The following is a 26526-nucleotide window of genomic DNA, read 5'->3' on the forward strand; positions in this document are numbered from 1 at the left end:
GACGGGGGCAGGCGATGCTTGTCCCCGTCCGGGCCGGTGGGAGAGCCGGCCGTACCGCCGTCGTCCGCAGCACCGTCGTCGCAGTACAGCACCGTCGTAGCAGCACAGCACCAGGAGCAGTGACACCCGCCATGTTCTCGCGCATCGCCATCGTCAACCGCGGCGAACCCGCCATGCGACTGATCAACGCCGTCCGCGAGTGGAATGCGCAGAACTCCCCGGACCGGCGTCTGCGCACCATCGCCCTGCACACCGCGGTGGACCGCCGCGCGATGTACGTCCGGGAGGCCGACGAGGCCGTCCTGATCGGGCCGGACGATCCGGACCACATGGGCGCGAGCCCGTACCTGGACCACGCCGAGCTGGAGCGCGCGCTGCGTGCGACCCGGGCCGACGCGGTCTGGCCGGGCTGGGGCTTCGTGTCGGAGAAGGCGGACTTCGCCGAGCTGTGCGCGCGGCTGGGCATCACCTTCGTCGGCCCGTCGGCCGAGGTCATGCGCCGGCTCGGCGACAAGATCGCGTCCAAGCAGCTGGCCGAGTCGGTGGGGGTCCCGATGGCCCCGTGGTCGGGCGGCCCGGTGGCGGACATCGAGGCGGCCCGCAAGGCCGCCGACGGCATCGGCTACCCGCTGATGGTGAAGGCGACCGCGGGCGGCGGCGGCCGCGGCATCCGGTACGTGCCCGGCCCCGACCAGCTGGACGAGGCGTTCGAGCGGGCGGCGTCCGAGGCCTCCCGTACCGCGGGGGACGCGACGGTGTTCCTGGAGCGGGCGGTCTCCGGTGGCCGGCACGTCGAGGTCCAGGTCGTCGCGGACCACACCGGCGACGTGTGGACGCTCGGGGTGCGGGACTGCTCGGTGCAGCGCCGCAACCAGAAGGTGATCGAGGAGTCGGCCTCCACCGCGCTGGACGCCGACCAGGAGACGCTGCTGCGCGACTCCGCGGCCGAGCTGGCCCGGGCCGCAGGCTACGTCAACGCGGGCACCGTGGAGTTCCTCTACCAGCCCGAGGAGAAGCTGCTCTCCTTCCTGGAGGTCAACACCCGGCTGCAGGTCGAGCACCCGGTCACCGAGGCGTGCACCGGCGTCGACATCGTCAAGCTGCAGCTGCACGTCGCCGCCGGGGGCACCCTGGCCGAGGTCGCACCCTCGGTCCCGACGGCGAGCGGCTGGGCGATCGAGGCCCGGCTGACCGCCGAGGACCCGGAGCGCGAGTTCGCGCCCGCCCCGGGCCGGATCGAGCACCTCGCGCTGCCGAGCGGGCCCGGTATCCGGGTGGACACCGGCGTCGCCGCCGGGGACGTGATCCCGCCCCAGTTCGACTCCATGATCGCCAAGGTGATCGCCTGGGGCCGGGACCGCGACGAGGCCCGCGCGCGGCTGTCCCGGGCGCTGCGCCAGACCGCCACGGTGATCGACGGCGGCTCGACCAACAAGGCGTTCCTGCTCGACCTGCTCGACCGCCCGGAGCTGCGCTCCGGCGCGCTGCAGACCACCTGGCTCGACTCGATGATGGCCGGCGGCTACATCCCGCCGCGCCGCCTCGACGTCGCCCTGCTGGCCACCGCGATCCAGTCGCACGACGGGCACGTCGCCCGCCAGCAGGAGCGGCTGGTCCGCTCGGCCGAGGCCGGCCGGCCCGAGGTCGGCTACGAGACCTGGCACCAGACCGACGTCACCGTCGCCGGGCAGTCCTATCCGCTGCGGGTGGCCCGGACCCGGGCCGGCCGCTACCGGGTCGAGCTGGACGGCGCGACGCTGGACGTCGACGTCGAGCGCAACGGCGCCTACGAGCGCCGGATCACCGTCGGTGAGCAGAGCTGGACCGTGCTGTCGGTGGCCCAGGAGTCCGACTACCTGGTCGAGGTCGACGGGGCCGTGCACCGGATCTCCGGCGGCGAGGCCGGCATCGTGCGCGCGCCCGCCCCGGCGATGGTCGTCGCGCTGCCGGTCTCCCCCGGCGACGTGGTGTCCGAGGGCGACACGGTCGCGATCGTCGAGTCGATGAAGCTGGAGACCTCGCTGCGCGCCCCGTTCGACGGGACCGTCGCCGAGCTGCTGGTCCCGGCGAACACCCAGGTCGACGGCGGCACCAAGCTGGTCCGCCTGGAGCCCTCCGCCGACGCCGGCTCCGCGGCCGCGTCCTCCCCCGCCGACCGGGCCGACCTGAGTGCCTTCACCGGCACCGGTGACTCCGGCGAGCCCGCCACGACCGCCGCGGACGCGCTGAGCGCGCTGCGCTTCCAGGTGCTCGGGTTCGACGTCGACGAGAGCCAGGCCCGCCCGCAGCTGCGCCGCCTGGCCGGGGCCCGCACGGAGCTGGCCGGCGACGACCCGTCCGTGCTGGCCGGTGAGACCGCCGTCCTGCGGATCTTCGCGGACCTGTGCGCGCTGTCGCGCAACCGCTCGGAGACCGACGACGAGACCGGCGAGACCGAGCGCAACCCGCAGGAGTACCTCTACGCCTACCTGCGCACCCGGGACGTCGAGGACGAGGGTCTGCCCGAGTCGTTCCAGGCGAAGCTGCGCCGGGCGCTGGCGCACTACGGCGTCAGCGACACCTCGCCCGACCCCGAGCTCGGCCCGGCGCTGTACCGGATGTTCCTCGCGCACCGGCGCGCCGCGCAGCAGGTGCCGGTCGTGCTGGCCCTGCTGAACTGGCGGCTGCAGCACCCGGAGTCGCTCTCCGGGCTGACCGCCGCCGGCCGCGAGGACTACCTGCGGACCCTCGACGAGCTCGTCGTCGCCACCCAGCTGCGGCACCCGGTCGTCGGGGACACCGCCCGCCTGCTGCGCTACCGGGCCTTCGACGCGCCGGTGGTCGCCGCCGAGCGCACCCGCGTCCTCGGTGAGGTCCGGGAGAGCCTCGACGTGCTCGCCGCCGACCCGGACACGGCCGACCGGGCGTCCCGGATCGACGCCCTGGTCGCGTCCTCGGAGCCGATCCTCGGCGCGTTCGGCGACCGGCACGACGCCGTGCTGCTGGAGGTCATGACCCGGCGCTACTACCGGGTCCGGCCGCTGGGCGAGCTGGAGCACACCGAGTTCGCGGGCCGCCCGCTGCTGACGGCCCGGTACGACCACCTCGGCAACGACCGGACGCTGTTCGCCTCGGTGATCGACAACAACGACCCCGAGGGTGCGCTGGCGACCGCCGAGGAGCTGCGCCGCCGGGTCGCCGAGCTCTCGGACGGCCGCACCGCGCTGGTCGACCTCTACGTCACCTCCACCAAGGCCGACGACGGCGGCGACCCCGACTCCCGCGCCGAGCGGGTCCGCGCCGCGCTGGGCCGCGTCCCGGGCGCGCTGCACCGGGTCGCGGTCGCGGTCCGGCCCAACCCGCGGACCGTGGAGTCCGACGCGGCCGAGGGTCCGACCTGGTTCACCTTCCGGCCGGACGAGACCGGCGAGCTGGTCGAGGACCGGACCCTGCGCGGCATGCACCCGCTGGTCGCCGACCGGCTGCGGCTGTGGCGCTTCCGCGACTTCTCGCTCAGCCGGATCCCGGCCGTCACCGACGTCCACCTGTTCCGGGCCACCGGCCGCGAGGTCACCGCCGACGACCGGCTGATCGCCATGGCCGACGTGCGGGAACTGACCGTCATCCGGGACGACGAGACGGGGCGGGTCCGCTCCATCCCGCAGTTCGAGCGGGCGCTCGACGCCTGCATCAACTCGCTGCGCGCCGCGCGGGCCGCGGACCGGACGCTGGCCCGGATGTCCTGGAACCGGATCCAGCTCTACGTCTGGCCCGAGGTCGACATCCCGCTCACCGAGCTCGACTCCGTCGTGCGCCGGCTGGCCCCGCGCACCGCGAACCTGGGCCTGGAGCAGGTGCTGGTGGAGTTCCGGACCTCGCAGGGTGACGGGGACCCGAAGTCGATGCTGCTGCGGATGTCCCGGCCCCCGGGCGCGGGGCTGACGCTCAAGCTCGACGAGCCGCCGACCGAGCCGATGCGCGAGCTGGACGCCTACGACCAGAAGGTGCTCAAGGCCCGTCGCCGCGGCGCCGTCTACCCGTACGAGATCGTCCCGCTGCTCACCGCGCCTATCGACGCCGGCGAGGGCGTGTTCACCGAGTACGACCTCGACGACGACGGGGTGCCGCACCCGGTCGACCGCGCCCCCGGTGGCAACGCGGCCAACCTGGTGCTCGGCGTCGTCACGGTGCCGACGCAGCGCTACCCGGAGGGTATGACCCGCGTCGTCCTGCTCGGCGACCCGACCCGCGCGCTCGGCGCGATCGCCGAGCCGGAGTGCCGCCGGGTGCTCGCCGCGATCCACCTGGCCCGCGAGCTGGACGTCCCGGTCGAGTGGTTCGCCGTCTCGGCCGGCGCGAAGATCGCGATGGACTCCGGCACCGAGAACATGGACTGGATCTCCCGGGTGCTGCGCGGGATCATCGAGTTCACCCAGGACGGCGGCGAGATGAACGTCGTCGTCACCGGCATCAACGTCGGCGCCCAGCCCTACTGGAACGCCGAGGCCACGATGCTGATGCACACCAAGGGCATCCTGGTGATGACGCCGGACTCGGCCATGGTGCTCACCGGCAAGCAGTCGCTGGACTTCTCCGGCGGCGTCTCGGCCGAGGACAACTTCGGCATCGGCGGCTACGACCGGATCATGGGCCCGAACGGCCAGGCGCAGTACTGGGCGCCGGACCTGTCCGGGTCGGTGAAGGTGCTGCTGTCGCACTACGCGCACACCTGGACGCTGCCGGGCGAGCGGTTCCCCCGGCCCGCGCCGAGCACCGACCCGGTGACCCGCGACGTCACCACCGCGCCGCACTCCGGCCCGAACTGCGAGTTCGGCACGCTCGGCGAGATCTGGGCGGCGGAGACGAACGGCGAGCGCAAGAAGCCGTTCGACATCCGCTCGGTGCTGCGCGGCGTCGCCGACGCCGACCACCCGACCTCCGAGCGGTGGGCCGACATGCACGACGCCGAGTCGGTCGTCGCGCTCGACGCGCACCTCGGCGGGCAGCCGGTCGCGATGATCGGCGTCGAGTCCCGGCCGATCCCGCGCCGCGGCCCGCGCCCGGTGGACGGGCCGTCCCAGTTCACCGCGGGCACGCTGTTCCCGCGCTCGTCGCGCAAGTGCGCGCGGGCGATCAACGCGGCGTCCGGCAACCGGCCGCTGGTCGTGCTGGCGAACCTGTCCGGGTTCGACGGCTCCCCGGAGTCGCTGCGCGGCCTGCAGCTGGAGTTCGGCGCCGAGATCGGCCGGGCGATCGTCAACTTCGACGGCCCGATCGTGTTCTGCGTCGTCTCCCGCTACCACGGCGGCGCGTTCGTGGTGTTCTCCGGAACGCTCAACGACAACATGGAGGTCGCCGCGATCACCGGCTCCTACGCCTCCGTGCTGGGTGGCGCGCCCGCCGCGGCCGTGGTGTTCGCCGGCGAGGTCAACCACCGGACCGCCGCCGACGAGCGGATCACCGGCCTGGAGTCCCGGATCGCCGCCGCCGGCGAGGCCGGCGACGAGGCCGAGGCGTCCCGGCTGCGCGGCGAGCTCGCCACGCTCCGCCCGGACGTCCGCTCGGAGAAGCTCGGCCAGGTCGCCGACGAGTTCGACACCAAGCACTCCATCGAGCGGGCGCAGTCCGTCGGCTCGGTGCACCGGATCGTCACCCCGGAGCAGCTGCGGCCCTACCTGGCCGACGCCGTGCAGCGGGGTATGGCACGCACGCTCGACGTCCGCTAGAGCGAGATCACTGGAGGTTCGCCCATGACCGCAATCACCGACACCAACCCCGAGCAGCGCGTCGCGATCGTGACCGGCGGTGCGCGCGGGATCGGCGCCGCGATCACCACCCTGCTCGCGCGGCAGGGGGTGCACGTCGCCGCCGGGTACTCGTCGAACTCCAAGGCCGCCGAGGACCTGGCTGCGAAGCTCGGCGCCGAGGGGGCCTCGGTGTCGGTGCACCAGGGCAACGTCGGTGAGCCGGACGACTGCAGCCGGGTCGTCAACGAGGTCCTGGAGCAGCGCGGCCGGGTCGACTACCTGGTCAACAACGCCGGGATCACCGTCGACAAGACCGTCCGGAAGCTGACCGTCGACGACTGGCACGCGGTGCTGCGGATCAACCTGTCCGGCGCGTTCTACATGACCAAGGCCGTGCTGGAGCACATGACCGGCAACGGGTTCGGCCGGATCGTCAACATCTCGTCGGTGATCGGCCAGACCGGCTCGATCGGGCAGGCCAACTACGCCTCGTCCAAGGCGGGGCTGATCGGGTTCTCGAAGTCGCTGGCCCAGGAGGTCGCGGGCAAGGGCGTGACGGTCAACTGCGTCGCCCCCGGCTTCATCGAGACCGAGATGGTCGCGGCGGTGCCGGAGAAGGCGATGGAGAAGATCCTCGCGAAGATCCCGGTCGGGCGCCTCGGGCAGGCCGACGAGATCGCCCGCGCGGTGCAGTTCCTGGTCGACGACCGCGCCGGCTACGTCACCGGCTCGGTGATCAGCGTCAACGGCGGCCTGGACATGGGTTCCTGACCCGCCCCTGCCCCTGTACCCGCCCGCGGCCACCCCACCCCGGTGCCGACTCATGACGCTTAGGTCCGGTATCACCGAACCGAAGCGTCATGAGTAGGGCGTGGGGTGGGGCGGTCGGAGCAGTGCGGCCAGTTCGGCGTACGGGAGTGCCTGTTCGATCGGGGTCCAGGTGCCGCGGTCGAGGAGCTCGGCGGCCAGGTCGCGGGTCGCGGTGATCGCGGAGCGGGCGGGCGGAGCCCACCGACAGCCGGGCCACGCCGAGCGCGCGCAGGCCGTCGACGTCGGGCAGGCCGGGACCGGCCAGCACGTTGAGCGGGACGTCGAGGGCCGCCACCAGCTCGGCGATCGTGTCCGGGTCGGTGAGCCCCGGCGCGAAGACGCAGTCGGCGCCGGCGGAGTGGTAGGCGCGCAGCCGCTCGACGGTGTGGCCGAGGCGGTCCTCCGGTGCGCCGATCCCGCGCCAGTACACGTCGGTGCGGGCGTTGACGACGATCGGCACGCCCGCGGTCCCGGCGGCCTCCCGGGCGGCGCCCACCCGCTCGGCCGCCTCGGCGACGGCGAACAGGTTCCCGGCGCCGTCGACGTCCTCGATGTTGATGCCGGCCGCGCCGGCGCCGATGACCGTCGTGACGGACTCCGCGACGTCGACGGGGCCGGCGCCGTAGCCGGACTCGAGGTCGGCGGTCACCGGCAGCGCGACGGCCGCGGCGATCCGGCGGATCTCCTCCACCATCTCGTCGAGACCCATGACCTCGCCGTCGGGGTAGCCGCGGGTCGCCGCGATGCCCGCGCTGGTGGTGCCCAGCGCCCGGCACCGCGGGTGGGCGGCGAACACCCGGGCGCTGGGCACGTCCCAGGCGTTCGGCAGGACGAGCGGGATGTCGGAGTGGTGCAGCCGCCGCAGTGTCTCGGCGCGCTCGCGGGGATCGGGACGGTCGGGCATCGGCCCACTGTCCCACTCAGCTACGGGAGCAGAGGCCCTTCGACTCCAGGACCCGGGCGACGGCCGCGTCGTTCGCCTCGGGGGTGATCCGGCCGTCGGCCAGGGCCTGCTCGGCGGCGTCGAGCAACGGGCCGACCGGGGTGACGTTCGAGGAGAGCGCGATGTCCGCGCCGGCCGACAGCGCCCGCGTGGTCGCCTCCGCCAGCCCGAACCGGTCGGTGATCGCCTTCATCGCGCCGAGGTCGTCGGTCATCACGACGCCGTCGAAGCCGTACTGATCCCGCAGCAGCCGGTAGGTGGCGGCGTCGATGCTGGTCGGGTTGCCGTTCTCGGTGAGCCCGGGGACCTCCAGGTGCCCGAGCATCACGCCGACCCGGCCGTCCAGCGGTGCGCCGGGACCGATCAGGTCCGCGTAAGGGCGCAGGTCGGAGGCCTGCAGCTCGGCCAGCGGCGGGGTGCTCACCGACCCCTCGTGCGAGTCGCCGGAACTGTTGCCGTGTCCGGGGAAGTGCTTGAGGACGCCGTACACCCCGCCGGCCTCCTGGCCCTCGGCCCACGCCCGGGCGTAGCGGGTGACGGTGTCCGGGTCGTCGGAGAACGCGCGGTCGCCGATCACCGAGTTCGCGGGCTGGGCGGACACGTCCACCGACGGGGCGAGGTTCCAGGTGACGCCGCGGGCCCGCAGCTGCTCGGCACGTTGCGTCGCGATCGCGGTGACCTGTTCGGGCGTGGACTCCGCGGCCATCCGCCGGGCGCTGGGGATGTCGCCGTCGAGCTCGTCGATCCGCTGGACGCGGCCGCCCTCCTCGTCGACCGCGACGGCGAGCGGGGTGTCCGAGGCGTCCTGCAGCGCCTGCATGGTGCCGTCGGTCAGCAGGGCGGTGGCGTTGCCGCCGAGGAACACCCCGCCGACCTTCGAGTCCCGCACGATCGTCGCGGCGCCGGCCGGGTCCGCGGCGTCGACGCCGACCATCAGCCGCTGCGCGAGCCGGTCGCGTGTGGACAGGTCCCCGACCCGCGGGAGGCAGGTGTCGGTGGGCTCCGCGGCCGCCTCGGGGACGTCCACCGGGGCCGCCCGGGGTGCCGCGGCGCCGTCGGGGCCGGTGGCGGCCGAGGCCAGCATCGGTCCCGCGACGACGGTGCCGGCGACCAGCGCGCCGGCGACCAGCGCCGTCCCCAGGACGGCGGCGAGCGACCGGCGGCGGGTCCCGGTGACCGGGTGTACACGTCCACGCATCGCCGGACATCGTGACATCCGGCCACGACGACCGGAGCGTCCCGCCGCGCCCGGGCGGGTGTCACCCGCCGAGAAGCACCCCACGTGCGTCGGGCGGTCGGGTGCACGCTCTGCAGGCCGGCCACGCGCCTCCTCAGGGGCACACCAGCGCTGTTCGATCATGAGCCGAGGGCGCTCGGGTACCCCTCGACGGATCCGAGGCACGGTGCGAGGCACGAGGCCGAGGCCGAGGCCGAGGCCGCGCCGCCTCGCCTCGGGCGACCGGCGGTCCCAGCTCTCGAGGGGCATGTGGGGGTAGTTCGATCATGAGGCGGCAGCTCTCACGTACCCCTCGAGCGACGCCGGCGGGCCGGTGCGTGGCGGTGTGCACAGCACAGAGGGCTCAGGTCAGGGGCGGCACGCGCTCGTTCCCCGGGGGTGGGCCGGGCGGGGTGCCGTCGCCGAAGGGCCGGCCGCCCAGCTCGTCGCGGCCGTGCGGGGTCAGCCAGCCGGACGGGTCGGGCCCGTCCGGGACGATCCCGGTCGGGTTGATCGAGGTGTGCACGCCGTAGTAGTGCTGCTTGACCTGCTCGAAGTCGATCGTGTCGCCGAAGCCGGGGGTCTGGAACAGGTCGCGGGCGTACGCCCACAGCACCGGCAGCTCGGTGAGCTTGTGCCGGTTGGCCTTGAAGTGGCCGTGGTACGCGGCGTCGAAGCGGACCAGCGTCACCCACAGCCGGATGTCGGCCTGGGTGATCGTGTCGCCGACCAGGTAGCGACGGTCGGACAGATGCCCGGACAGCGCGTCGAGCCGGTCCCAGAGGGCGCGGTAGGCCCGGTCGTAGGCGTCCTGGGTGCCGGCGAACCCGCACTTGTAGACGCCGTTGTTGACGTCGTCGAAGATCCCCTCGCCGATCCGGTCGATCTCGCCCGCGTCCGGCCACAGGTCGGGCGCGCCGTCCCGGTGGAACTCCCGCCACTCGGTCGAGAGGTCGCGTTCGAGCGCCGCGTAGTCGTTGGTGGCGACCTTCCCGGACGCGACGTCCACCATCGCCGGGACGGTGACGCCGTCGTCGTAGCCGGGGACGGCCTTCTCGTAGGCCTCGCGCAGGTACTCGATCCCGAGCACCGGGTCGACGTTCCCGGGGTCGAGGTGGAAGCGCCAGCTGCGCTCGTCGTGCAGCGGCCCGGCGATGCCGAGCGAGATCGCGTCCTCCAGGCCCAGCAGGCGGCGGGTGATGATCACCCGGTTCGCCCACGGGCAGGCCCGCGCCCCGACCAGCCGGTAGCGGCCGGGCGCGACCGGCCAGGGTGCCGACTCCTCGGCCGTGATCCGCCCGGCGACGCCCAGTGGTTCCCGCACGAACTCGCCGCTGCCCTGCTCTCTCTCCACGCGGAGCGACGCTAGCGGCGGACGGGGCACCGCGCAGGTCGTCCCGTCGTCGCGACGACGCCGGTCGGACACCCGGGAACGAACGTCGCACACCTCCCGACGGAGTGGCTGCGTTGGTACGGAAGAGTGATTTCGAAATCCATGCCGTGAGCGAGGTCACACTTCTGTCTCGAATTTCGCGGAGTCGACACGGCACGGCGTGTCGGGCCTCGCCCCCGGACGGCCGCGCGCCGCCCCGGCCCGCGCCACCCCGCGCCCGCGCCGCGGCTGCGGCACTGGTCGAGGCGCCGCCGGCGGCACCCCCACTCCGCGCCCGAGGCTCGGGGAAACATGCCGGAAACATGGTCCGGACCGGCTGCGTTGCGTATAACACAACATCTGCGACCGATCCAGGCCCTCCCACCGTGCCCGGACGCAACACCCCGTCGCCCCCTACCGTCGAGGCGCCCGAAGAACCTGCGATCAACGTCGAGGAGACGCGGTACATGACGGCCGATCACCGCACCGACAGCGAACTTCCCGAGCTCGGCAGGACCGTTCAGGAGTTCGGAGACGAACCGCTCGAGGTCCGGGAATCCACCCACTACAAGCACGAGTACGTGCAGACGTTCGTCGACAAGTGGGACGAGCTGATCGACTGGAGAGCCCGCTACCAGAGCGAGGGGAAGTTCTTCGTCGAGCAGCTGCGCGACCGCGGGGTGGAGAGCGTCCTCGACGTCGCGACCGGGACCGGCTTCCACTCGGTCCGGCTGCTGGAGGAGGGCTTCGAGACCGTCGTCTCGGCCGACGGGTCCGCGGAGATGCTGGCGAAGGCCTTCGCGAACGGCATGAAGTTCGGCGGCCACATCCTGCGTGTCGTGCAGGCCGACTGGCGCTGGCTGAACCGGGACGTGCACGGCGAGTACGACGCGATCATCTGCCTCGGGAACTCGTTCACGCACCTGTTCTCCGAGCGCGACCGCCGCAAGGCGCTCGCCGAGTTCTACGCGATGCTCAAGCACGACGGCGTCCTGATCCTGGACCAGCGCAACTACGACTCGATCCTGGACAACGGGTTCTCGTCGAAGCACCAGTACTACTACTGCGGCGACGACGTCGTGGCCGAGCCCGAGCACGTCGACGACGGGCTGGCCCGGTTCCGCTACCGCTTCCCGGACGGGTCCGAGTACCACCTGAACATGTTCCCGCTCCGCAAGGACTACACCCGGCGGCTGATGCACGAGGTCGGGTTCCAGCGGGTCAACACCTACGGCGACTTCCAGTCGACCTACTCCGACAGCGAGCCCGACTTCTTCGTGCACATCGCCGAGAAGGCCTACCTGGAGGGTGGTGACCAGGCGTGACGCAGGCGCAGGCCGCGGAGACCACCGCCCGGAGCTACTACGACTCGGAGGACGCGGACACCTTCTACTCGCGGATCTGGGGTGGCGAGGACATCCACGTCGGCCTCTACGAGACCCCCGACGAGGAGATCGCCGCGGCCAGCCGGCGCACCGTGGCCCGGATGGGCGAGATCGCCGGGATCGGCGCCGGCACCCGGGTGCTGGACCTCGGCTCCGGCTACGGGGGTGCCGCGCGTCAGCTCGCCCGCCGGTTCGGTGCCGGCGTGCACTGCCTGAACCTGTCCCCGGTGGAGAACGACCGCAACACGCGGCTGACCCGGGAGCAGGGCCTCGCCGAGCAGGTGACGGTCGCGACCGGCACCTTCGAGGAGGTGCCCGTCCCGGACGGCTCGGTCGACGTCGTGTGGTCGCAGGACGCGTTCCTGCACTCCGGTGACCGGGAGCGGGTCCTCGACGAGGTCGTGCGGGTGCTCGCGCCCGGCGGCCGGGTGGTGTTCACCGACCCGATGGCCGTCGACGGGCTGGACCAGTCGTCGATCCAGCCGATCCTGGACCGGATCCAGCTGTCCACGATGGCCACGCCCGGGTTCTACACCGAGGGCCTGGAGAAGCGGGGCCTGTCGCAGGTGCGGTTCCACGACCACGCCGCGCAGCTGCCGACGCACTACCGCCGGGTGCGCGAGGAGCTCGTGGCGCACGAGGACGAGCTGTCCTCGGCGATCTCGACCGGCTACATCACGAAGATGAAGGCGGGGCTGCAGCACTGGGTCGACGGCGGCAACGCCGGGCGGCTCACCTGGGGCATCCTGCACGCCGTGAAGGACTGACCCCTCCACCACGCACGACGGGCGCGGCTCCACATCGGAGCCGCGCCCGTCGGGCGTCCGGGCCGGGTGGGCTCAGCCGTCGTCGCGGTCGTCGTCGTCCCGGTCGTCGTCACCCCGGTCGTCCTGGTCGTCCCCGTCGTCGTCGCGGTCGTCGTCGCCGGCGGGCTGTTCCTGCGGGGCCGGCTGGGGCGCGGGGGCGGCGTCACCCCCGCAGGATGCGGCGGTGGTGAGGACGAGGGCTCCGGCGGCGAGGGCACCGAGCAGCGCCCGGATCAGGGAGGAACGTCGCATGTGTGCAGATTCTGCCCCGCAACGGCTCCGTTCACCTGTTCAGGAACCGCCGCAGTGATGCGGTCGTCACCGCGGGCTGCTCGTCGACCAGGAAGTGCCCGGCGCCGGCGACCGGTTCGCCCTCGACCAGCCCGGGGTCGGCGGCCTCCCGGCGCCACACCTCCAGCGGGCTCTCGGCGTTGCCGCCGACGACGCCCTGCTCGCCCCACAGCACCAGGGTGGGCGCGGAGATCCGGATCCCCCCGGCGGCGGACGCCGCGTCGTGCTCCAGGTCGATCGAGGCCCCCGCCCGGTAGTCCTCCATCATCGCGTGCCGCGCGGCCGGGTCGGCGAACGCGCGCTCGTAGTCCGCGACCGCCTCGACCGGGTGCGCGTCGAGGCCCGATCCCCAGCCGCCGAGCGCGGTGTGCAGGTACCCGATGGGGTCCCCGGAGAGCAGCCGCTCCGGGAGGTCGGCGGGCTGGATGAACAGGAACCAGTGGTAGTACGCCGTCGCCAACCGCCGGTCGGTGTGGTCGTAGACGTAGCCGGTGGGCAGGATGTCGAGCAGCGCCGCCCGCTCGACCCGGGCGGGGTGGTCGAGCAGCATCCGGTGGGTGACCCGTGCCCCGCGGTCGTGACCGAGCACCGCGAACCGGTCGTAGCCCAGCCGCTCCATCACCTCGACCTGGTCGGCGGCCATCGCGCGGAACGAGTAGCCGGCGTGGTCGTCGCGCGGCTCGGGCCGGCCGGACGCGCCGTAGCCGCGCAGGTCGGTGACGACGACCGTGTGGTCGCGGGCCAGGTCCTCGGCGACCGGCGCCCACATCGCGTGGGTCTGCGGGAAGCCGTGCAGGAGCAGGACCGGCGGGCCCTCGCCGCCGTGCACACCGTGGATCCGCACCCGGTCGGTCGGGTGCCCGCCGTCGGCCGGGCCGACGGTCAGATCGAAGGGCGTGAAGTCGTCGTACACGGCTCGTCGCCTCCCGGGGACGTCGTGTCGTCCACCGCGCGGGCCCGGAGGTCGAACACCCAGAACCGCAGCACGGCGAAGCGCAGCAACCCGCCGGCGAGGCTCGCGACGACCAGCGCCGCCGCCTCCTCCCGCGGGCTGGGCGTCGCCACCCACTGCAGTGCCAGCAGCACGGCCGAGGTGTAGCAGGCGTAGAACGCGACGGTGCCGATGTCCTGGACCCACTCCCGGAGCCGGTGGGCCGGGGCGCCGCCGAAGGCGAACCGCCGGCTCAGCTCGGTGCTCAGGGCGGTGGTGAGGATCAGCGCGAGCAGGTTCGCCGGGACGGCCGCCAGCCACGGCCGGAACAGCAGGAACAGCGCCGCGTTCAGCCCGGTCGCCACTCCCCCGACGGCGGCGTAGCGCCCCAGCTGGTCGACCAGCGGGTGCCGGAGGGCGGCGCTCATGCGGGTGCGGACGCCGGTGTGCGTGCCGACGACGGCGTCCGGCGCCGGCCGCTCGCCCGCGCCGGAAGTTGTTGCGTTCACCGGACCTCCCGCCGTCCACCCTGGATCTTCCCAGGGGTACCCGCGGGCCGCACGCGGAACCGTCCGGCGCGTCACAGTGACGTCTCGGGTCGCCGACGTCCCGGAGTCACCAACGCCCCTGGTCGCCGCCCGGGGACCGGCGCCAGTTCTCGCACCCCGTCGCGGGGCTCGCACCCCGGGATGCGTCGGCGCACCGGCTGTCGTCGGTGCGGGAACGGCGCCGGGGTGCGAGAACCGCCGCGACGGGGTGCGGGACCCGCGGAGGGGGCGGAGTCAGATCTGCAGGAAGACCGTCTCGCCGTCGCCGCGCAGCCGGATGTCGAACCGGTAGCGGCCCTCGCCGTCCGGGGTCGCGACGAGGGTGTCCCGCCGGTCCACCGGGACGTCGGCGAGCAGCGGGTCGGTGGCGTTGGCCTCGGCGAACTCGGGGAAGTAGATCCGGGTCACCAGGCGGTCGAGCAGCCCGCGGGCGAAGACCGAGACGTCGATGTGCGGGGCCTGACCCGGCTCGTCGCCGAGGCCGGGCAGGGCTCCGGGCAGGACGGTCCGGACGCTCCACCGGCCGTCGTCGCCGGTGGGGGCGCGACCGAACGCGCGGAAGCCCTCGACGGCCGGCTCCTGCGCGCCGCGCGGGTCGTCCGGGTGGTCGAAGCGGCCGTCCGGGTCGGCCTGCCAGGTCTCGATCATCGCGTCCGGCACGACGGACCCGTTCCCGTCGTAGACGGTGCCGCCGATCGTGACCGCGCCCGGGGTGCCCTCCGGCACGACGTCGGGGCCGTCCGGCCAGGGCAGCCCGAGGGACAGGTAGGGGCCGACGGTCTGCGACGGCGTCAACGGGTGGGTCATGCGTGCGGCTCCTCGAACGGGGTCTGCTCCCGGCCGCGCAGCACGATGTCGAACCGGAAGGCCAGGGCCCACTCCGGCCGCGTCGCGTCCAGGTCGAAGGTGGACACCATGCGGCGCCGGGCGCCCTCGGGCACCGAGTTGTAGATCGGGTCCTGGGCGAACAGCGGGTCGTCCGGGAAGTACATCTGGGTCACCAGGCGCTGGGTGAAGGCCTGGCCGAACAGCGAGAAGTGGATGTGCGCCGGCCGCCACGCGTTGTGGTGGTTGCCCCACGGGTAGGCGCCGGGCTTGATCGTCGTGAAGGTGTAGTTGCCGAGCGAGTCGGTGAGCACCCGGCCGCCGCCGGAGAAGTTCGGGTCCAGCGGCGCGGGCCAGGTGTCCCAGCGGTGCGCGTAGCGCCCGGCCGCGTTCGCCTGCCAGACCTCGACCAGGGTGTCCGGCACGGGCCGGCCGTCGGAGTCCAGGACGCGGCCGAAGACCACGATCCGCTGGCCCTGGGCCTCGCCGGTCCCGCCGCGGGTCAGGTCGTCGTCGCCGGGCTCGATCGGGCCGGTGAGCAGCGGCCCGGTGACCTCGGTGAGCCGGTGGCGCAGGATCACCGGCTGCTGCTGCGGCGCCCGCAGCCCGGTGCTCTTGTAGCCGGGCGAGAGCATCGGGGGGTGGGTGCCCTCGGGCACCGGCGCGTAGCCGGGCGGGCGGAGCAGGGGCGGCGTCATCGGCGGCGGTCCTTCCTCGTGGTGGGTTGTCAGCGCTGAGATTCGTTCCGCGAGCTGCTCTCAACAACTGCCGTGCGGCAGGCCGACGTAGTTCTCGGCCAGGCTCGTCGCGGCCGCGCGGGAGGTGACGGTGTAGCGCAGCTGGGAGCGCTGCAGCCCGGTGCCGAACGCGTCGCCGGCCTCGGTGTCCGGGCCGAAGCGGTGCAGCATCGAGGTCATGAACCAGGAGAAGTGCTCGGCCCGCCAGACCCGGCGCAGGCAGGTGGCCGAGTACGCGTCGAACCCGGTTCCCGAGCCCGTGCGGTAGTGGTCGGTGATCGCCTCGGCCAGCACCCGGACGTCGGCGATCGCCAGGTTCATCCCCTTGGCGCCGGTGGGCGGGACGATGTGCGCGGCGTCGCCGGCCAGGAACAGCCGGCCGTGCCGCATCGGGGACGCGACCATGCTCCGCATCGGCGTCACGCCCGGCTTCTCCAGGAACTCGCCCTCGTTGAGGGTGAAGCCGTCACAGGCCAGCCGGGTCTGCAGCTCGTCCCAGATCCGCCGGTCCGACCAGGCCGCCACGTCGGAGTCCGGATCCCGCGCGTCCGCCGGGACCTGCAGGTAGAGCCGGGTGACCTCGGGGTTGCGCATCGAGTAGAGCGCGAAGCCGCGGTCGTGGTGGGCGTAGACGAGCTCGTCGGTGGTCGGGGCGGCGCGGGCCAGCACGCCCAGCCAGCCGAACGGGTACACCCGCTCGGCGATCTCCTGGTCGTAGGCGGTGCGCGAGATCCCGTGGAACCCGTCGCAGCCGGCGACGACGTCGCAGCGCAGCCGGTGCTCGGTGCCGTCGGCGGCGGTCCAGGTGATCGACGGGGTCTCCGAGTTGAGGTCGTGCAGCGCGACACCGGAGACGTCGAACTCCACCGGCAGACCGGCGTCGTCGACCCGGTCGGCGAGCAGGTCCTTCACGACCTCCTGCTGGCCGTAGACGGTGATGCCGGACCCGACCAGCTCGCCGAAGTCGATGCGGTGGTCGGCGGCCGGGCCGCCGGGCTCGTCGGAGAACCGCAGCGCGATCCCGTGGTGCGGCATGCCCTCACGGTCCAGCCGCCCCGCGACGCCGGCCTCGCGCAGCAGCTCGACGGTCGGCGCCTCGAGCACCCCGGCCCGGACCCGGGCCTCGATGTAGGCGCGTGACCGCGCCTCCAGCACCACGCTGTCGATCCCGGCCAGCGCGAGCAACCGCGCCAGGACGAGCCCGGCCGGCCCCGCGCCGACGATCCCCACCCGGGTCCGGTGCTCGGTCACCCCGCTCCCTCGCGTCATGGCCGTACTGTCCCCGACCCTCGGCCACCCCCTCGACCAGCCTTCCGCTCTGCGGAAGAATGCCCGCTCATGTCGACGCGTCCGGCCCGCTCCGGGGTGACCGCCCGGGTGCTCGACGTGCTCGGTGCCTTCACCGCACGCACCCCGGCGCTGAGCCTGTCCGACATCGCCCGCCGGACCGACCTGCCGCTGACGACCGTGCACCGGCTGGTCGGCGAGCTCACCGCCGGCGGCGCGCTGGACCGCGGCGACGACGGCCGGTACACGATCGGCCTGCGCCTGTGGGAGATCGCGCACCTGGCACCGGCCAGCACCGGCCTGCGCGAGGCCGCGATGCCGTTCCTGGAGGACCTGCACGAGGTCACCCGGCACAACGTGCAGCTCGCGGTGCTGGACTCGGCCGACCCGGGCGAGGTCGTCTACGTCGAGCGGCTGTCCACACGCGACGCCGTGTCCATCGTCACCCGGCCCGGGTCGCGGATGCCGGCGTGCGCCACCGGGGTCGGGCTGGTGCTGCTCGCGCACGCCGACCCGGCCGACGCCGAGCGGGTGCTGGCCCGGCCGCTGCGCCGGTTCACCCCGCACACCGTCTGCGACCCGGACGACGTCCGCGCGCTGCTCGCGCAGGCCCGGGCGGGCGGCTTCGTGATCTCCGACCGGCAGGTCGAGCCGGTGTCGCTGTCGGTCGCGGCACCGGTCCGGTCCGGCGACGGCCCGGTCGTCGCGGCCCTGTCGGTGGTGGTGCCCGCGGACGGCACGAACCCGCACACCTGGGTGCCCGCGGTCCGGGCGGCGGCCCGCGGGATCAGCCGGGCGCTGGGCGCTGCGCGCCCGTGAGTGCTTTCCGGGGCCAGGGCCCCGGAAAGCACTCACGGGTGGAACGGTGGGCGGCGTGCGCGACTTCCGGATCGAGATCCCCGACGCCGAGCTCGACGACCTCCGGGACCGGCTCGCCCGGACCCGCTGGCCGTCCCCCGCGACCGTCGACGGGTGGGACCAGGGCGTGCCGCTGGACTACGCCCGCGACCTCTGTGAGTACTGGCGGACCCGCTACGACTGGCGCCGGGCCGAGGCCGAGATCAACGCCTGGCCGCAGTTCCGCACCGGCCTGGACGGCGGGGGCGACGACGCCGTCGAGGTGCACGTCCTGCACGCCCGCTCGCGTCACCCCGGCGCGACGCCGCTGCTGCTCACGCACGGCTGGCCGGGCTCGCTCGTGGAGTTCCTGGACGTCCTGCCCGCGCTGACCGACCCGCCGGAGGGGGCCGACGCGTTCCACGTCGTCGTCCCGACGCTGCCCGGCTACGGGTTCTCCGGCACGCCCACCGTCCCCGGCTGGGGGATCGAGCGGATCGCCGTCGCGTGGGCCCAGCTGATGGACCGGCTCGGCTACGAGCGGTTCGCGGCCGCGGGCGGCGACTGGGGTTCGGTCATCACCTCGGCGCTGGGGACCGCGGCGCCGGAGATGCTCGTCGGGATCCACCTGACGATGCCGACGGCCCCGCGCCCGGAGGACGACCCGCCGCTGACCGCGCAGGAGAAGGCCGACATCCGGTTCGCCAAGGAGTTCGACCGGTACGGCGGCGGGTACTCGGCCGAGCAGTCCACCCGGCCCCAGACGATCGGGTACGGCCTGGCCGACTCCCCCGCCGGACAGTGCACCTGGATCGTCGAGAAGTTCTGGGACTGGACCGACTGCGCCGGGTCCCCGGAGAACGTGATCAGCCGGGACCGTCTGCTGGACAACGTGATGCAGTACTGGCTGGGTGGAGCGGGGGCATCGTCGGCGCGGTTGTACTGGGAGAGCTTCGGACGGCGGCGGCGCAGCGACGAGGTCCCCGTGCCGACCGGGGTCGCGCAGTTCCCGCAGGAGATGCTCAAGCTCCCGCGGGTGTGGCTGGAACGGCGCTACACCGACCTGCGCCGGTTCAGCCGGTTCGACGTCGGTGGCCACTTCGCCTCGCTGGAGCAGCCGGACATCTACGTGGACGAGCTGCGGGAGTTCTTCCGCCCGCTGCGCTGACTCCCCGTGCGGGTCCCGCCTCAGACCACCAGCACCGAGGCGGTGAAGCCGTGCAGGTGGTTGCGACCGCCGACCGGGCCGATCTCGCCGGCGGCGAAGAACCCGGCGACCCGCGGGCCGCGCCGTCCGCCGTGCGCGGCCGGCGGCGCGGCGGCGCCGTCCGGGTCGAGGCCGGCGCGCACCGCGCGGACGTCGTGGTCGGCGTCGCCGAACATCCCGGCGCCGCGGCCGTTGCAGGAGAACAGCAGCGCACCCTCCGCCGGGCCCGAGCGACGCAGCGGGCCGAGCAGTTCGTGCAGGTTCTGCGCGGCGCCGGCCGCGTCACGGACCTGGAACCGGACCGTCGTGCCGACCGGGACGACGTCGCCCGCCACCACCGACCCGTCCGCCGGGTCGACCGCGAGCACCGCGCGCACGAGGAAGTCGCCGCGCTCGTGGGTCTCGGCGTACTCGTCGACGGCGACGCCGAGGTGCAGCCCGCGCAGCGCCTGCTCCGCCTCGCCGGGCGGGAGCGCGGCGATGATCTCGCGGAGCCGTTCCGCCGCGGGACGGCCGGCGAGGCCGAGCAGGCGGTTCTGCTCGGCGCCGGTGACCGCCATCGCCGGGCCGATCGGGCGGCAGCCCTGGCTGACCACCAGCCGCGGGGCCGGGTCGCCGCCGAGCAGCGCGCCGACCGCGCCGCCGGTGTGCACCCGGCCGTCGACGAACAGCCGGTTCGCCCCCGGGCCGCCCGGGGCGCTGGCGAGCCCGCCGATGACGGGGAAACCCGGGTTCGTCGCGTTCACCCGCTCCAGGACGCCGCCGACCGGGAACGCGTAGGGGTCGGCGACGAGGACCGCAGCCCGGTCGCCCTCACCGGGCGGGCGCAGGCCGCGCACGGTGATCGCGTCCTCCCCGTTCGGCCCGACACCCGGGCGGCGCTCGGCGGACGGGACCAGCGCGGTGACCGTCGTGCCGGGGAGGGCAGCGGCCCAGACCGCGACCGCGGGCTCGGCCTCGACGCCGCGGGCGTCGGCCATCACACCGTGCGCGGTCGCGCCGATCGCGGTCGCCGCGCCGGCGAGCTCCATGACGCGCAGACCCGCCGCCTCGACCTCGGTGCCGGGTGTCCGATCCGGGCCTCCGGGGCACACGAAGAACACGAGCAGGTCGGGGGTGCTGCCGCCGAGTGCGGCCAGGGCCTGGGCGGTCGCGACCTCTGCCGCGCCGGTGAGGTCCGGTCCGACGGCGAGCCCGTCGCCGACGCGCCTGTCCCCGGTCGGCATCGCCGCCTCCTCGTCCCCGGCGCGGGCTGCGAGGTGCGGCCAGGGCCGACGACGCTACGCGGGCCGGGGTCGCGCCGCAGCCCGCCACGGTCGCGCCGGGGCGGGAGGCTCAGGGGTCGCGCGGGCGGGGCGCGGGGATGCGGCCGGGGCGCGGCCACAGCCGCAGGCGGGCGACGGCGTGGACCCGGGCCGGGCCGAGGGCCGCGGAGTCGGTGGAGCCGTAGGGGTTGTCCCCGCGGACGTGCCACCCGTCGCCGTCCGGGTGCTCGGCGCGCTTGACCGACAGCTGACCGGGACGGGTGTCCCAGGTCACGAGCACGACGTCACCGGGTCGCGGCCTGGCGCCGAACCGCACCAGCACGACGTCGCCGTCCGCCAGCGCAGGCGACATCGAGGGCCCCCGCACGGTCACCCTGCGCCAGCGCACGATCGCCTCCCTCCAGAGTGGATCTCGCCGCTGCGCCCGGCCTGCTGCGGTCCGGCCACGAGAGTAGGGTCGGCGCTGCCAGAACGATCACCCACCAGGGAGGACCCCCATGCGGCTGTCCCGCATTCTCCGCCCGCGGCTGGAGGCCACCGCGCACTGCGACCTCCCCTGCGGCGTGTACGACCCGGCTCAGGCCCGGATCGAGGCCGAGTCGGTGAAGGCCGTCCAGGAGAAGTACCAGGGCAACTCCGACCCCGAGTTCCGGGCGCGCGCGATCGAGATCAAGGAGCAGCGGTCGGACCTGGTCAAGCACCACCTGTGGGTGCTGTGGACCGACTACTTCAAGCCGCCGCACTTCGAGAAGTACCCGGAGCTGCACGAGCTGTTCAACAAGGCCACCAAGGCCGCGGGCGCCTCCGGCACCAAGGGGTCGGTCGACCCGGCCACCGGCCAGGAGCTGCTCGACTACATCGCCCAGATCGACAAGATCTTCTGGGAGACCAAGCAGGCTGCCTGATCACAGGCCCCGAAGCGGCGCTGACCAGCGGGAACGTCTCCCGACGGTCAGCGCCGTTTCGCGTCGTCCGCGTCGCGGACGTCCGTCCCGTGCTCGGCGAAGGCCGTGAAGTCCCGCATGTGCTGCAGCTGCTGCGCGCGGAAGGCACCGCGCATGAGCGGCGCCATCAGCCGCATCGGCGCGCTGCTGAACCGGTACTCGTTCTCGCTCACCCAGAGCGTCGCCCCCGGACCGGCCTCGGTCAGCCGCTCGCGCGCGGCGCTCCACATGCCCGTCGCGACGAGTTCCCGCTCGTAGTACACGAGGCCGTCCCCCGGGATCCCGTGCAGGTCCGCCGGTTCCCGGCGTGTGATGGTCTCGGTCGCCTCCATCTCCTGCTTCCCGGTCCGCAGCACGACGCGCGACGTGGTCCCGACCTCTCCGTGCGCTCCGTTCAGCGGTTCGTGCAGGACCAGACCGCGCAGCCACTTCGGCAGGTGCGCGGGGTCGGCGAGCAGCTGGACCACCCGCTCCCGCGGCAGGGCGATCTCGGTCGAGACGGTGAACTTCATGGCGGGGCGCTCCAGGACTCGTCTTATATCAGCGACAACTAATACTCTTCCGGCGCTCGGAGATCCAGCCGCGTGAGCGTGGGCCACCGGTCGGACGCCCGGGCGGGCCGGCTCCCGAACGGCGCCGGCGGCGCGGGGGCGCCGAGCGCGCGTCGAGCTCGTCGTCCGTGAGTCGTCTTACCCACACCCGGCAGGCCGACCGTGAGGTGCAACGTCGGCCGGGAGCTCATGGGAGCATCCTGCCCGGCAGGGTCCCGCGGATCCGGTCCACCAGATCCGCCACCGGCGTCCCGGCCTCCGCTCGGTTCCGCACGGCCACGACGAGGTCCCGGTGCGCCCACCCGTCCTCCAGCGGCACCCCCACCAGCGACTCACCGACCTCGCGCGCGGGCAGGATCGCCACCCCGACCCCGGCGGCGACCGCCCGCAGGACCGAACCGGCGTCGGGGAACCGCGCGCGGTGCCGGGGATGGCTGCCCAGCGGGACCGCGTGCGAGCGGAGCAGCTCCTCCAGCGGGCTGCCCTCGACGTGCCCGACGAGCACGTCGCCGTCGAGCACCTCGGCGAACGCCACGCCACCGCGGCCGGCGAGCCGGTGGTCCGGCCGGACCGCGACCACCAGCGGGTCCGGTCCCAGCGAGTACCGCTCCAGCCTCCCGAGGTCGACGCTGCCGGCCAGCACGCCGAGGTCACCGCGGCCGGCGGCGAGGTCGGCGACGATCCGCCTGCTCGGCTGCTGCACCAGGTTGACGTCGATGCCCGCGTGCTCGACGAGGAAGTCGACCACGTGCCCGGTCACCAGCGAGACGCCGGCCGTGTTGACCAGGACGGTGACCGTCGCGGCGTGCCCACCGGCGAGCTCGGCGAGCTCGAGGCGCAGCCGTTCGTGCCGTTCGACGACGTCGCGGGCGTGTGCGAGCAGCCGTTCCCCCTGCCGGGTGGGTGTGACGCCGCGCCGGTGCCGGTCGAACAGCGGCACCCCGGCCGCAGCCTCCATGGCGGCGACCCGGCCGCTCGCCGACGCCAGCGAGAGGTGCACGAGCTCCGCGCCACCCGTGATGCTCCCGCGGTCGACGACACCGACGAGCAGCCGCAGATCGAGCAGGTCGAACGACACCGGGACAGGGTAGACACTTCGGACCGACCGAAGGCAGATTTCGCGAATATCGGCTTCAGAAGCACGGGACGCCGATCCAGACTTCTCGACATGGACACACCAGAGAGCTCGGCGACCCGCCTGCGTCGCGCCACGCCGGCACTCGTCGTCGCCCTGCTCGTGCTGGCGGTGACCGTCGGGCAGGTCGCGGGTACCCGGGCGGTCCGGGAGCAGCTCCCGGACGCGCACCGCACCGTCGCCACGGTCCTCGAGGTCGTCGAGGCTCCGGCCGCGCGCAGCGCCGGGCCGCCCCGGAGCGCGGTCCGGGCGACCTGGACGGGCCCGACCGGGGAACCGCAGGTCGGAACCCTGGTGCTCGACGGGCGCCCCGACCCCGGGAACAGTCGCACCATCTGGACCGACGGCGGCGGCGCGCCGGTCCGCGTCCCGATCGAGGCGACGACGGCGGGCCTGTCCGCCGCGAGCCTGGTCCTGCTCCTCGGGGCGGCCGCGTTGCTCGGCGCCCGGGTATGGACGACCACCGTCGAGGCTGAGCGGGACCGTCACGCGCTGGCTGCCGAGTGGGCCGCCGTCGAGCCGCTGTGGAGTGGGCGCGGCGGGGTCCCCGGCGACCGATGAGCCCGCCCGGCCCGGCCGGTCTGCCCTTTCACGAACGGACGGACGGACCGGGCAACGGGAGGTGGGGCGGGTGAACACGCTCGCGGGACAGGTCGCGCTGATCACCGGCGGCGCACGCGGGCAGGGCCGGGCGCACGCGCTGACCCTCGCCCGGGCCGGCGCCGACGTCGTGGTGTGCGACATCGCCGGCCCGGTCCCCGGCGTCGACTACCCGCCCGCCACGCCCGACGACCTCGACGGCACCGTCGAGGCGGTGGAGGCACTCGGCCGTCGCTGCCTCGCCGTCGTCGCCGACGTGCGGGACGCCGCGGCGATGCAGGCCGTGGCCGACCACGCCGTCGAGACCCTGGGCCGGATCGACATCGCCGTCGCGAACGCCGGGATCGCCACCGGCGGCCCGCTCGCCACGATGTCCGACGACACCTGGCGGACCATGATCGACGTCAACCTGACCGGTGTCTTCTGCACGTTCCGGGCGGTGCTCCCGCACATGATCGAGCGCGGGTCCGGGCGGATCGTCGCGACGTCGTCGATCGTCGCCGAGACCGGTGCGCGCGACTCGGGCCACTACGCCGCGGCCAAGGCGGGCGTCGTCGCGCTGGTGAAGTCGGTGGCCCACGAGGTCGCCGACCACGGGATCACGGTGCACGCCGTGCTTCCCGCCGGGGTGAACACGACGATGATCCACAACCCGGCGACGTACCGGGTCATCCGGCCGGACATGGAGAACCCCGGGCGCGACGACGTCGAGAAGGTGTTCGCCCAGGGCAGGCCCCGCCCCGGCCTGCTGGAGCCCGACGACGTCGCGAACGCGGTGCGCTATCTCGTCTCCGACGAGGGCCGGCTGCGGTCCGGGGACTGCCTCACCCTCGCGAACGGGCTGCAGTGAACGCGCTCCGGTAGAGCAGAATCGGCAGCCGTGCCCACCCACGTCGCGCTGCTGCGCGGGATCAACGTCGGCGGTTCCGGGAAGGTCCCGATGGCGGAGCTGCGCGCGGCGCTGACCGCCCGCGGGTTCACCGGCGTCGCCACCTACATCCAGTCCGGGAACGTCGTGCTGACCAGCCCGGACGACCCCGGCGCCGTCGCCGGGACCGTCGCCGGCGTCCTGCGCGAGGAGTTCGCGCTCGAGCGTCCGGTCGTGGTGTTCGGGCGCGACGAGTACGCCGCCGTCCTCGCCGCGAACCCGTTCCCGCAGGTGACCGAGCCGAAGCAGCTGCACGCGGTCTTCCGGGCGGCCCCGCCGACCGACGCCGAGCGCGCCGCCCTCACGGCCGCGGTCGAGGCCGGACGGGCCGGGGGCAGCCGGGAGGACGCCGCGATCGTCGGGCGGGTGGTCTACCTGCACCTGCCCGACGGCATCGGGCGCAGCGAGCTCGGCGCCCGGCTCTCGACGCGGACGACGGCGGCCGACGGCGGCGGGACGGCCCGCAACTGGGCCACCGTGCGCCGGCTGCGGGAGATGCTCGACGACTAACGGTGCGCGCCGGCGCCGGTGACGCCGGTCGCCCGCAGGAGAAGGTGCATCGCGACGTCCACCGACCGTTCGCGGACGTCGGTCCGGCCTCCGGGCAGCTGCACGTCACGGGCGATCACCTCGCCGACCGCGGTGCTGACACACAGGCAGACGTAGCCGACCGGCTTCGCCTCGGTCCCGCCGTCCGGGCCGGCGACGCCGGTGATGCCGACCCCGACGTCGGCGCCGAACCGGTCCCGGGCGCCGTCGGCCAGCGCGCGGGCGACCTCCGGCGACACCGACCCGTGCTCGGCGATCACCTCCGCGGGTACGCCGAGCAGCGCGGTCTTGGCCTCGTTCGCGTAGGCGACCACCCCGCCCGCGACGTAGGCCGACGACCCCGGCCGGTCGACCAGCCGTCCGGCCAGCAGCCCGCCGGTGCAGGACTCGCCGGTCGCGACCGTCCACCCCTTGGCCCGCAGGGCGTCGGCGAGCAGCTCGTCGGTGCTCGTGCCGTCCGCGCTGATCAGCTGCCGGGCGTGCTTCTCGACGATCGCGTCGGCGAGCGCGCGGGCCGCGTCCTCCGCGCCCGGCAGCGGGCGCAGGTCGACCTCCAGCTCGGACCGGCGCAGGCACGTCGTCACCTCCACCCCGGACGGGTCGAGACCGCGCAGCGTCGCCGCGATCTCCGACTCGGGCAGCCCGGCGAAGCGCAGCAGCCGCGGCTCGGTGCGCGGGGCGCGCGCGAGCAGCTCCGCGACGGGTGCGGCCGCCAGCGCGGCCGGCCACATCCCGGCGAGCTCCCGCGGCGGCCCGGGCAGGACGACGACGAGCGGGCCGCCGTCGCGCCGCACGGCCAGCCCCGGCGCGGTCCCGACCGGCTCGAGCACGGTCGCGCCGCGCGGCACCCGGGCCTGCTTGTCGGTCGCCGCGTCCAGCGCCGGCCCGTCGAACCCGGACCGGCTCGCCCAGCCCGCGACCTTGGCGTGGATACGGTCCCGCAGTCCCGCGTCGAGCTCCATCGGTGCCCCGCAGAACGCGGCGACGACGTCCGCGGTCAGGTCGTCGGCGGTCGGGCCGAGTCCACCACTGGTGACGACGAGGTCGTCGCCGGCCGCGGAGTCGAGCTCGGCCCGCAGGTCCTCGGGCCGGTCCCCCACCAGTACCACCCGGCGCACCTCGATGCCGAGCTCCCCCAGCGCCCGGGACAGGAACGGCCCGTTGGCGTCGGCGAGCAGCCCGGTCAGCAGCTCGCTCCCGGTCACCAGGACGGACGCGGTGGGGCGGGTCGGGGGCGTCGGCATGGCCCGAACCTACCCGCGCGCCGGGGCCCTCGCCGCCACTCCGCGGGCGCCCCGCACGATCGGCCGCAACGGTCCCCGAACGGCCCAACCGCGCGGCCGGGTCACCCGGCGGTGCGCGACCGCGCGGGCGTCGCCGCAGGTCGTCCGGTGTGGCATCACCGATCGATCGAACGGATCACCCGATCGTGAGGCAACCTCCACCCGGACACGCCGACAGGCGCTCGCCGACGGCGTGTCCTCGCCGGTTCCGGACCGCTCGTCGCGGGCGACGCGCTCGCCGACGATCATGCCCCGTCGTGTCCCGGATCCCGGCGCGGCGCGCGACCGGCGCCCGACCTGGACGGACGGGCAGATCGACACCGGAACCGGTGAACCCTGCCGCACCGATG

Annotated in this window: 22 protein-coding genes and 1 pseudogene; 9 read left to right on the plus strand and 14 right to left on the minus strand. The window is 74.2% G+C overall.

Annotation, left to right across the window (positions count from 1 at the left end):
• The first annotated feature begins 131 nt into the window (after positions 1-131).
• A complete protein-coding gene (locus WIS52_RS27235) occupies positions 132-5705 on the plus strand; it encodes an ATP-binding protein (protein WP_349301247.1) in 5574 nt (1857 codons plus the stop codon).
• A gap of 24 nt (positions 5706-5729) precedes the next feature.
• Entirely contained in the window at positions 5730-6497 is a 768-nt protein-coding gene (locus tag WIS52_RS27240; RefSeq protein WP_349301248.1) for a 3-oxoacyl-ACP reductase family protein, read from the plus strand.
• On the opposite strand, the gene WIS52_RS27245 is transcribed toward WIS52_RS27240, so the two are convergent.
• From WIS52_RS27245 to WIS52_RS27255, 3 genes are all read right to left on the minus strand, one after another.
• Positions 6469-7440, minus strand: coding sequence for an isocitrate lyase/PEP mutase family protein (locus WIS52_RS27245; protein ID WP_349301249.1), 972 nt, complete (start codon positions 7438-7440; stop codon positions 6469-6471). The two genes, WIS52_RS27240 and WIS52_RS27245, sit on opposite strands and share 29 nt — an antisense overlap.
• A 16-nt stretch (positions 7441-7456) precedes the next feature.
• A complete protein-coding gene (locus WIS52_RS27250) occupies positions 7457-8677 on the minus strand; it encodes a glycoside hydrolase family 3 N-terminal domain-containing protein (protein WP_349301250.1) in 1221 nt (406 codons plus the stop codon).
• Positions 8678-9059: 382 nt separating this feature from the next.
• Positions 9060-10049, minus strand: coding sequence for a glutathione S-transferase family protein (locus WIS52_RS27255; RefSeq protein WP_349301251.1), 990 nt, complete (start codon positions 10047-10049; stop codon positions 9060-9062).
• A gap of 485 nt (positions 10050-10534) precedes the next feature.
• Here WIS52_RS27255 and WIS52_RS27260 point away from each other — a divergent pair.
• Positions 10535-12219: pseudogene (locus tag WIS52_RS27260) on the plus strand (glycine/sarcosine N-methyltransferase).
• Between the two features lie 72 nt (positions 12220-12291).
• On the opposite strand, the gene WIS52_RS27265 reads toward WIS52_RS27260, so the two are convergent.
• The 6 genes from WIS52_RS27265 to WIS52_RS27290 form a co-directional block, all read right to left on the minus strand.
• Positions 12292-12510, minus strand: coding sequence for a hypothetical protein (locus WIS52_RS27265; protein ID WP_349301252.1), 219 nt, complete (start codon positions 12508-12510; stop codon positions 12292-12294).
• Between the two features lie 31 nt (positions 12511-12541).
• Positions 12542-13462: an alpha/beta fold hydrolase gene (locus WIS52_RS27270; protein WP_349301253.1), complete on the minus strand. Its 921-nt coding sequence runs from the start codon at positions 13460-13462 to the stop codon at positions 12542-12544.
• Positions 13432-13989: a GtrA family protein gene (locus WIS52_RS27275; protein WP_349301254.1), complete on the minus strand. Its 558-nt coding sequence runs from the start codon at positions 13987-13989 to the stop codon at positions 13432-13434. The genes WIS52_RS27270 and WIS52_RS27275 overlap by 31 nt, the downstream gene beginning before the upstream one ends.
• A 273-nt stretch (positions 13990-14262) precedes the next feature.
• Positions 14263-14835: a protocatechuate 3,4-dioxygenase subunit alpha gene (pcaG, locus tag WIS52_RS27280; RefSeq protein ID WP_349301255.1), complete on the minus strand. Its 573-nt coding sequence runs from the start codon at positions 14833-14835 to the stop codon at positions 14263-14265.
• Complete coding sequence (pcaH, locus tag WIS52_RS27285) at positions 14832-15551, minus strand: protocatechuate 3,4-dioxygenase subunit beta (RefSeq protein ID WP_349301256.1); 720 nt, start codon at positions 15549-15551, stop codon at positions 14832-14834. Before pcaH ends, pcaG begins: the two co-directional genes overlap by 4 nt.
• Positions 15552-15611: 60 nt before the next feature.
• A complete protein-coding gene (locus tag WIS52_RS27290; protein ID WP_349301257.1) occupies positions 15612-16859 on the minus strand; it encodes a 4-hydroxybenzoate 3-monooxygenase in 1248 nt (415 codons plus the stop codon).
• Positions 16860-16928: 69 nt separating this feature from the next.
• On the opposite strand from WIS52_RS27290, the gene WIS52_RS27295 reads away from it, so the two are divergent.
• Complete coding sequence (locus WIS52_RS27295; RefSeq protein ID WP_349301258.1) at positions 16929-17696, plus strand: IclR family transcriptional regulator; 768 nt, start codon at positions 16929-16931, stop codon at positions 17694-17696.
• A 55-nt stretch (positions 17697-17751) separates the two neighbouring features.
• Entirely contained in the window at positions 17752-18882 is a 1131-nt protein-coding gene (locus tag WIS52_RS27300; protein WP_349301259.1) for an epoxide hydrolase family protein, read from the plus strand.
• 20 nt (positions 18883-18902) lie between these two features.
• Here WIS52_RS27300 and WIS52_RS27305 read toward each other — a convergent pair whose 3' ends face one another.
• Together WIS52_RS27305 and WIS52_RS27310 are read right to left on the minus strand one after the other, a co-directional pair.
• On the minus strand, positions 18903-20147 hold the full coding sequence (locus tag WIS52_RS27305) for an FIST signal transduction protein (protein WP_349301260.1): 1245 nt from the start codon (positions 20145-20147) through the stop codon (positions 18903-18905).
• A gap of 109 nt (positions 20148-20256) precedes the next feature.
• Positions 20257-20574 carry a S24/S26 family peptidase gene (locus tag WIS52_RS27310; RefSeq protein ID WP_349301261.1) on the minus strand — a complete coding sequence of 106 codons (318 nt, stop codon included), beginning with the start codon at positions 20572-20574 and terminating at the stop codon, positions 20257-20259.
• Positions 20575-20683: 109 nt separating this feature from the next.
• Here WIS52_RS27310 and sodN point away from each other — a divergent pair, with 109 nt between their 5' ends.
• Complete coding sequence (gene sodN, locus WIS52_RS27315; protein WP_349301262.1) at positions 20684-21091, plus strand: superoxide dismutase, Ni; 408 nt, start codon at positions 20684-20686, stop codon at positions 21089-21091.
• Positions 21092-21138: 47 nt separating this feature from the next.
• Here sodN and WIS52_RS27320 read toward each other — a convergent pair whose 3' ends face one another.
• Both WIS52_RS27320 and WIS52_RS27325 read right to left on the minus strand, forming a co-directional pair.
• Positions 21139-21642 (minus strand): SRPBCC family protein, encoded by a 504-nt coding sequence (locus WIS52_RS27320; RefSeq protein WP_349301263.1) that lies wholly within the window; start codon positions 21640-21642, stop codon positions 21139-21141.
• A 226-nt stretch (positions 21643-21868) separates the two neighbouring features.
• Positions 21869-22759, minus strand: a complete 891-nt coding sequence (locus tag WIS52_RS27325) for a LysR family transcriptional regulator (RefSeq protein ID WP_349301264.1) — start codon at positions 22757-22759, stop codon at positions 21869-21871.
• 90 nt (positions 22760-22849) lie between these two features.
• On the opposite strand from WIS52_RS27325, the gene WIS52_RS27330 reads away from it, so the two are divergent.
• The 3 genes from WIS52_RS27330 to WIS52_RS27340 all read left to right on the plus strand — a co-directional run bounded on the left by WIS52_RS27330 (position 22850) and on the right by WIS52_RS27340 (position 24854).
• The gene (locus tag WIS52_RS27330; RefSeq protein ID WP_349301265.1) at positions 22850-23377 is read left to right on the plus strand and encodes a hypothetical protein; all 528 of its coding nucleotides are present in this window, start codon (positions 22850-22852) and stop codon (positions 23375-23377) included.
• Between the two features lie 70 nt (positions 23378-23447).
• A complete protein-coding gene (locus WIS52_RS27335) occupies positions 23448-24266 on the plus strand; it encodes a mycofactocin-coupled SDR family oxidoreductase (protein ID WP_349301266.1) in 819 nt (272 codons plus the stop codon).
• 30 nt (positions 24267-24296) lie between these two features.
• Complete coding sequence (locus tag WIS52_RS27340) at positions 24297-24854, plus strand: DUF1697 domain-containing protein (protein ID WP_349301267.1); 558 nt, start codon at positions 24297-24299, stop codon at positions 24852-24854.
• On the opposite strand, the gene WIS52_RS27345 is transcribed toward WIS52_RS27340, so the two are convergent.
• Positions 24851-26137, minus strand: coding sequence for a competence/damage-inducible protein A (locus WIS52_RS27345; RefSeq protein ID WP_349301268.1), 1287 nt, complete (start codon positions 26135-26137; stop codon positions 24851-24853). The two genes, WIS52_RS27340 and WIS52_RS27345, sit on opposite strands and share 4 nt — an antisense overlap.
• Positions 26138-26526: the final 389 nt, after the last annotated feature.

The sequence above is a fragment of the Pseudonocardia nematodicida genome, from assembly GCF_040105385.1.
GTDB lineage: Bacteria > Actinomycetota > Actinomycetes > Mycobacteriales > Pseudonocardiaceae > Pseudonocardia > Pseudonocardia nematodicida.